This window comes from uncultured Amaricoccus sp., assembly GCF_937858865.1.
GTDB lineage: Bacteria > Pseudomonadota > Alphaproteobacteria > Rhodobacterales > Rhodobacteraceae > Amaricoccus.
Map to the genome: position 1 here is coordinate 1 of NZ_CALLYO010000162.1, position 5,292 is coordinate 5,292.

Genomic DNA, 5,292 nt, shown 5'->3' on the forward strand with positions numbered 1-5,292 from the left:
ATCACGCTCTTGCCCGAGCCGGTCGGCGCGACCACGAGCGGCGAGCCGCGCCCGGCGCGGAACCATGCATAGAGCGCGTCGATCGCCGCGCGCTGGTAGTCGCGCAGCTCGATCATGCCGCCGCCCATGGCATCGCCGGCGCCGGCTCGAGCGCGGCGAGGATGGCACCCACCGGGCTCGCCGGGCCCTCGCCCTTCACCCCGTTCTCCCAGACCGGAACTGTCGACAGCGAGCGCGCCAGCGCAGCGGGGGCGATGCCGTGCTGCAGGGCAATCGAGATCACGATGCAGGCATCGTCGATGAAGGCCGCCATCGCCGAGCCGGTCTTCTGGCCGTCGGCGAACACCTCGAGCGGCCGGCCGGCATCATCGTAGCCGACGCAGACGGTGAAGGCCTGGCCGGCGAAGGCGATGTCGCGGATCAGATTGCGCCGGCGGTCCGGAAGCCTGGTCCGTGTCATCGCGCGCCGCCCCGCTTCCAGGTGCGCTGCGCGACGTAGAGAATCTGGGACGGCGATGCGCGGCGCTGCACCAGCGCCACCAGCCCCTTCTCGTGGAGCTGCCGCGCCGCCTTCATGACCCGCCCGCGCGCCCGATCCTCCTCCGGCGACAGGACAACCCCGGTGCTGGCGACGGCATAGACGAAGCTCTCGCCCCGCTCGGCCGCATTCGCCCAGCGGCCCAGCTCAGCTTCGGTCATGCTGCTCACCCGCGGCGCCGTCGATCCAGGTGGTCCCGTCGGGAAGGCGGTAGGTGACCGTCTCGGCCTCGGGGTCGGCGTCGACCTGTTCGCCGGGAACCAGCGCGGGCAGGAACAGATGCACCGGGCAGTCCATGCCTTCCTGCTGGCGCTGCGGGCTCCGCGGCTCGTCGAGCCTCATGCAATGCCCGGCGCCGTCGCGGCCGAACGCGAAGTGGAGGCAGGTCCGGCAGTGCCGCCGCGGCATCGCCGCCTCAAAGCAGAGCGCCTTGTGCCGGCAGAACCGGCAGGGTGGGCGCTCGGCATTGTCGGCGATCTTTAGCGGCGCCTCGTGCTCGGCGACCAGCCGCTCGACCCGCGCCTCCTGGCGGTTCGCTTCCTCGACGTCGAGGCGGACCCGCTCGACGAGGATTTCCTCGGTGTCCTTGTTGACCGTTACGTAAGCGCCGCGGGCGATGCCGAGCGCGGCCATGCCGGCGTGGAGCTGATGCCAGTGTTCGGGCTTCGCCTTCGCTACCCCGTGCTTCTGCACGGCGCGCCAATCGGCGGCCTTCATCGACTTGATCTCGATGACGTGCTCGGTCTTCCTCGCTTCGAGGAAGCCTCGGCCGATCGCGTCGACCTTGCCGCGCAGCCAGCCGCCGGCGAGCGCGAAGCGCTCCTGCTCGCGGCCGAGCTCGACGCCGGCGCGGCGGAGATCAGCGAGCACACGCTCTTCCTCGATGTCACCGCGCTCGAAGATCCTGAGCTGCCGCCCGGTCGGCGCCTCCTGCGGCGACGTCCATCGCAGCGTGAGCCAGATCTGACGGTCGCAGGACGTGCCCAGCGCCGAGGCGCCGATGCCGTAGCCCTCGTAGGCCGAGCGCGGATCGGCCGCGGCCTCGGCCTCGCGGGCGCGCCAGATCGCATCGACTGTCGGTTGCGCGGGGGGCGGGAGGGCGACCATCAGACCGCCTCCCCGAGGGTGCGGCTCACGCCCACGGCCCGCGCCTGGCGGAGCCTCCGCTCGCGGGCGCCGGGACCGGCGGAGCTCGCGGCCACGCCAGCTGCGGGCTTGTAGCCCTTCGGCTCGTTGCGCTCGGGGTTGTCCTTCTGGAAGCCGAGCTTCACCAGCATCGGGATGCCGTGCAGTTCTTCGGTGTCGGCGACCCGCAGCCGGCCGGCGGCGTGGCAGATCGAGTTGAGCTCGCGCTGGGCCATCTCCACAGTGGTCGCGCTCGGGTTCCAGAGATTGAGTGTGGTCCAGAACCGCCGGCCCTTGTGCGCGCCGTCGAGGACCTCGAACTCGAGCTCGACCTTGCGGCCATCGCCCTTCTTGGTGTCCGAGACGTCGCTCCGTGCGATCGCGGCCAGATACTCGCCCGCCGGCAGCGCCGAGCGATCGCTCATCTGCTCGCCCTGGCTGGCGTCGTAGGTTCCTCCGAGACTTGCCATGTCGGTCCTCTCAGGCTGCGGTGGCGGAACGGTGGCCGGGCAGGTGCGGCGCGAGCGCGGCGTAGCCCTGGCCCTTCTTGATCAGCACACTGTCGGGCATGTCGAAGCGGTTCTTGGCGGTGAAGGCGGGCCGCTCGGCGAGGTGCAGGGTGCGCGTGCCGGACCCGCTAGCCTTTGCGGTCTCCTTGGCGAAGCCGCCCTTCTCCTTCCGGATGGTGGTGACGTAGTTCATGAAGCCGACGACGTCGGCGTTCTCGATCACCATCTCTGCCGCGCGCTTGTGAAGGCGCAGGCGATAGCGGTCGTAGCTGTCGCGCTCGGGATCCGAGAAGGTCTTGATCTCCTCGTGCGCCAGCAAAACGACCGTCATGCCCCGGTGGTCGCGCAGGTTGTTCATACCCCGCAGGAACCGGTGCCAGAGCTCGTCGGCCTTCACGTAGCCCTTGCCGAAGCCGAAGTCCTCGATGGTCTCGAAGACCTCCTTGTCGGTGCTGTGGCGCCGGCAGGTCTCGGCCCAGATGATGGGCTCGAGCCAGTCGAGACTGTCGACCACCACCGTCCTGAAGGTGTGATCGCCGGAGTAGAGAAGCTCGATGGCCTCCTCGACCTGGCGGAACTCGGTGAACGGCTCGTCCGCGAAGGTGGTGAGTTCGAGCGTGCCCGCGCCTTCCTCGGTCTGGATGAAGATCGGGTCGGGAAACTCGGCCGCGAGGCTGGTCTTGCCGATGCCCGGCACCCCGTAGATGACGATCCGCGGCGGCTTGTCCGACTTGCGCCGGACGAGGTTCGAGAGCGACAGCGCCATGGGCACTCCTCGTTTGTCGCCGCCGGCTGGTGGGTGTCTGCCCAGACCTCCACCGCCGGAAAACCGGTGCTACCGGCGGCGTGGTCTGCCCGCTCCTGCGGCGGGAATCTCGGTGATGACGAGGCCCGGGTGGCAGGCCTCGGCGAGCTTGCGCTTCAGGCGGTAGACCGCCGTGCGCACGCCCTTGACGTCCTCGACCACCGACGCGCCGTCGCGGCGGTAGCGGAAATCGGCGACGTAGCTGCAGATCTTCGCGCCGGCGACGATGCAGTCGAAGCGCGGTTGCAGCTCGAGCCCGGCGATCTTGCCGGCGCGCTCGAGCGCAGCCAGCGTCGCGTAGCGCCTGCCCTCGGCGGTGCTGTCGAAGCGGTGGCCGTCGATCTCGACGCTGCGGGCGTTGAACTTGGTCATGCGGCGCGCTCCCCGGGCGCGGGCGGCGGGAGCGGGAGGAACCGGAAGAGTTCGGGCTCGGGCCGCGCGACCCCCACCTCGTCGGCAAGCGAGCAGAAGGCGCGGTAGAGCCGGCTGGGGAACTTACCGTCCTCGGCGGTGATCCAGCCGTGCACCGTCGAGTCGGGCTTACCCAACCGCAGTGCCACCTTCTGGTAGCCGCCGAGCGCGAGAATAAAACGACGAGGATTGATCGACATGCCTCCCGGATAATGCGGAAAATGCGGATTGACAATATGCGGAAAACGATCCCCTCGCATTCTTTCCGGAAAAGTCGGAAAGTGCCGCGAGTCGGGCCGAATGTGAGGGGCATGCAGTGGACGTTGAGAAAGCCCGGGCGCTGGCGCGATACCGAGACATCTCGCTTGAGGCGACCGCCTTCCGGCTGCGCGCGGTAAGGATGGCGCTCGGCGTGACGCAGAAGGACATGGCCGAAGCGCTCGATCTGCCTTCCTCGACCTACGCCGACTACGAGCGGGCACGGGTCTACCCGTCGCATGCCGCGGTGAGCCATTTCCGCTGGCGGCACGAGATCACCTTCGATTTCATTCTTTACGGCGACCCTCGGCACCTGCCGCTCGAAACAGCCGAGCGCATCTACAACGCCATGCTCGAACTCGACGCGCGATCCGATCTGCAGGCGCGAGGATAGCCTCTACGCGCACTCCGAAACCGATCGCGGCGGCCAGGGCGATCTGGTGCAATAGCGGGCGGCTCAACGATCGTTTCCCATCGGCATGCGGTTTTCGAGGAGCAATGATCGCCTTAAGGTTGTGTCGCAATATCCGGATTTCCACGCACTCGACGTGGGAATCCACGCCTCAGAGGATCAGGCCAAGCGCGACCGCCTTGGCGGCGGCCTCGACGGTCGTGCGGCTCTTCAACTTGCCCCGTGTCCGCCGGAGGCGATCCTCGGTTCCGCGCGCAGTAAGGCCGACTTCCGCTGCAAGCGCTTCGGTGCGCATGCCGCACACCATCCCGAGCAGAAGCTCGTGCTCGGCGGCCGCGAGCCGGATCGGCTGCTCGGCCGACAGGTCGACGGATGAGTAGGCCAGGTGGAAATCCTGCAGGTCCCGGCGCACGTCGGTGACGTAGGCGTTGGTCAGTGGTTGCTCGAGCGGCGCGTTGATCAGGAAGACGCCCCGTCGCCCGCAGGGTCCGAAGGTCGGCACCTCGAAGCCGTGCCACCACCCCTCGCCGATGAACCGGCTCATGTGCGCCTCATACTCCTGCCTGGCGGAACGCAGGGGTTCGGGAATATCTTCGGCTGCGCCGCCGCCCGTCGAGAAGCGGGTGGGCTCCGGCCGACGCAGCCGCTCCGCGAGATCGTAGAGAAGCAAGTGACGCCGATTCTCGACGAAATCGATGGCGAGCGGGCGCAGCGCCGGGCTGGCTGAGACCTTCAGCCTCAAGCCGGCGGCTGATGGCGCGAGATGGACGTAGCGCGCCTTGGTGATTCCGTGCCGCCCGAGCAGCGTGTCCCGGAGATGATCGAACAGGTCGACCAGCTCCGGTGCGTTCCGGTCGATAACCTCAGATTCGCGGATGTGCCGCATGGCGATTCCTCATGCCGTGATTTTTGGGGAAGGCCGGTAGCGCAACCTACGGGCGAAAGAAATCCGGAAAAATCACACTTTGAACGATTGACGATCCGCAAAATGCGGATACTGATGTGCTCCCGATGGTCGCGTGCGAGGAGAATGCCTGAATGACCGATCCCAACCTTGAGACGGCCTTGCGCCGGGCCGCCTTCTGGGCGCGCCGCGGCATGCCGCACACGGCCGCCGAACTGCTCGACGGAACCGACGGCGTTCTCAGGTACCGTCCCGAGCACCACGACCTGACAGCTTCGCTCCCCGGCGGAGAGCACGTGCGTGTGCAGCTGAGCCCAGCACGCCGGCGCG

The 5,292-nt window shown here is 68.2% G+C and carries 10 protein-coding genes; 2 read left to right on the forward strand and 8 right to left on the reverse strand.

Going from position 1 to position 5,292, the window contains the following annotated elements:
* Positions 1–112: 112 nt before the first annotated feature.
* From Q0112_RS04515 to Q0112_RS04545, 7 genes are all read right to left on the reverse strand, one after another.
* Positions 113–460, reverse strand: coding sequence for a hypothetical protein (locus Q0112_RS04515; protein ID WP_297972022.1), 348 nt, complete (start codon positions 458–460; stop codon positions 113–115).
* On the reverse strand, positions 457–699 hold the full coding sequence (locus tag Q0112_RS04520; RefSeq protein ID WP_297972025.1) for a hypothetical protein: 243 nt from the start codon (positions 697–699) through the stop codon (positions 457–459). The genes Q0112_RS04515 and Q0112_RS04520 overlap by 4 nt, the downstream gene beginning before the upstream one ends.
* Positions 686–1,645, reverse strand: coding sequence for a hypothetical protein (locus tag Q0112_RS04525; RefSeq protein ID WP_297972028.1), 960 nt, complete (start codon positions 1,643–1,645; stop codon positions 686–688). The genes Q0112_RS04520 and Q0112_RS04525 overlap by 14 nt, the downstream gene beginning before the upstream one ends.
* Positions 1,645–2,133, reverse strand: a complete 489-nt coding sequence (locus Q0112_RS04530) for a DUF669 domain-containing protein (RefSeq protein ID WP_297972030.1) — start codon at positions 2,131–2,133, stop codon at positions 1,645–1,647. The genes Q0112_RS04525 and Q0112_RS04530 overlap by 1 nt, the downstream gene beginning before the upstream one ends.
* Positions 2,134–2,143: 10 nt before the next feature.
* The gene (locus Q0112_RS04535) at positions 2,144–2,938 is read right to left on the reverse strand and encodes an ATP-binding protein (protein WP_297972033.1); all 795 of its coding nucleotides are present in this window, start codon (positions 2,936–2,938) and stop codon (positions 2,144–2,146) included.
* 69 nt (positions 2,939–3,007) lie between these two features.
* On the reverse strand, positions 3,008–3,349 hold the full coding sequence (locus Q0112_RS04540; RefSeq protein ID WP_297972037.1) for a DUF1064 domain-containing protein: 342 nt from the start codon (positions 3,347–3,349) through the stop codon (positions 3,008–3,010).
* Positions 3,346–3,588 carry a hypothetical protein gene (locus tag Q0112_RS04545; protein WP_297972039.1) on the reverse strand — a complete coding sequence of 81 codons (243 nt, stop codon included), beginning with the start codon at positions 3,586–3,588 and terminating at the stop codon, positions 3,346–3,348. The genes Q0112_RS04540 and Q0112_RS04545 overlap by 4 nt, the downstream gene beginning before the upstream one ends.
* A 116-nt stretch (positions 3,589–3,704) precedes the next feature.
* Here Q0112_RS04545 and Q0112_RS04550 point away from each other — a divergent pair, with 116 nt between their 5' ends.
* Entirely contained in the window at positions 3,705–4,040 is a 336-nt protein-coding gene (locus Q0112_RS04550; RefSeq protein ID WP_297972042.1) for a helix-turn-helix transcriptional regulator, read from the forward strand.
* A 169-nt stretch (positions 4,041–4,209) separates the two neighbouring features.
* On the opposite strand, the gene Q0112_RS04555 is transcribed toward Q0112_RS04550, so the two are convergent.
* Entirely contained in the window at positions 4,210–4,944 is a 735-nt protein-coding gene (locus tag Q0112_RS04555; RefSeq protein WP_297972045.1) for a hypothetical protein, read from the reverse strand.
* 152 nt (positions 4,945–5,096) lie between these two features.
* Here Q0112_RS04555 and Q0112_RS04560 point away from each other — a divergent pair.
* A partial coding sequence (locus Q0112_RS04560; RefSeq protein ID WP_297972049.1) for a hypothetical protein occupies positions 5,097–5,292 on the forward strand: 196 nt, incomplete at its 3' end.

Coding starts and splice junctions, on each gene's coding strand:
- Q0112_RS04515 (WP_297972022.1), bottom strand. CDS start 460: ATGACACGGACCAGGCTTCCGGACCGCCGGCGCAATCTGATCCGCGAC.
- Q0112_RS04520 (WP_297972025.1), bottom strand. CDS start 699: ATGACCGAAGCTGAGCTGGGCCGCTGGGCGAATGCGGCCGAGCGGGGC.
- Q0112_RS04525 (WP_297972028.1), bottom strand. CDS start 1,645: ATGGTCGCCCTCCCGCCCCCCGCGCAACCGACAGTCGATGCGATCTGG.
- Q0112_RS04530 (WP_297972030.1), bottom strand. CDS start 2,133: ATGGCAAGTCTCGGAGGAACCTACGACGCCAGCCAGGGCGAGCAGATG.
- Q0112_RS04535 (WP_297972033.1), bottom strand. CDS start 2,938: ATGGCGCTGTCGCTCTCGAACCTCGTCCGGCGCAAGTCGGACAAGCCG.
- Q0112_RS04540 (WP_297972037.1), bottom strand. CDS start 3,349: ATGACCAAGTTCAACGCCCGCAGCGTCGAGATCGACGGCCACCGCTTC.
- Q0112_RS04545 (WP_297972039.1), bottom strand. CDS start 3,588: ATGTCGATCAATCCTCGTCGTTTTATTCTCGCGCTCGGCGGCTACCAG.
- Q0112_RS04555 (WP_297972045.1), bottom strand. CDS start 4,944: ATGCGGCACATCCGCGAATCTGAGGTTATCGACCGGAACGCACCGGAG.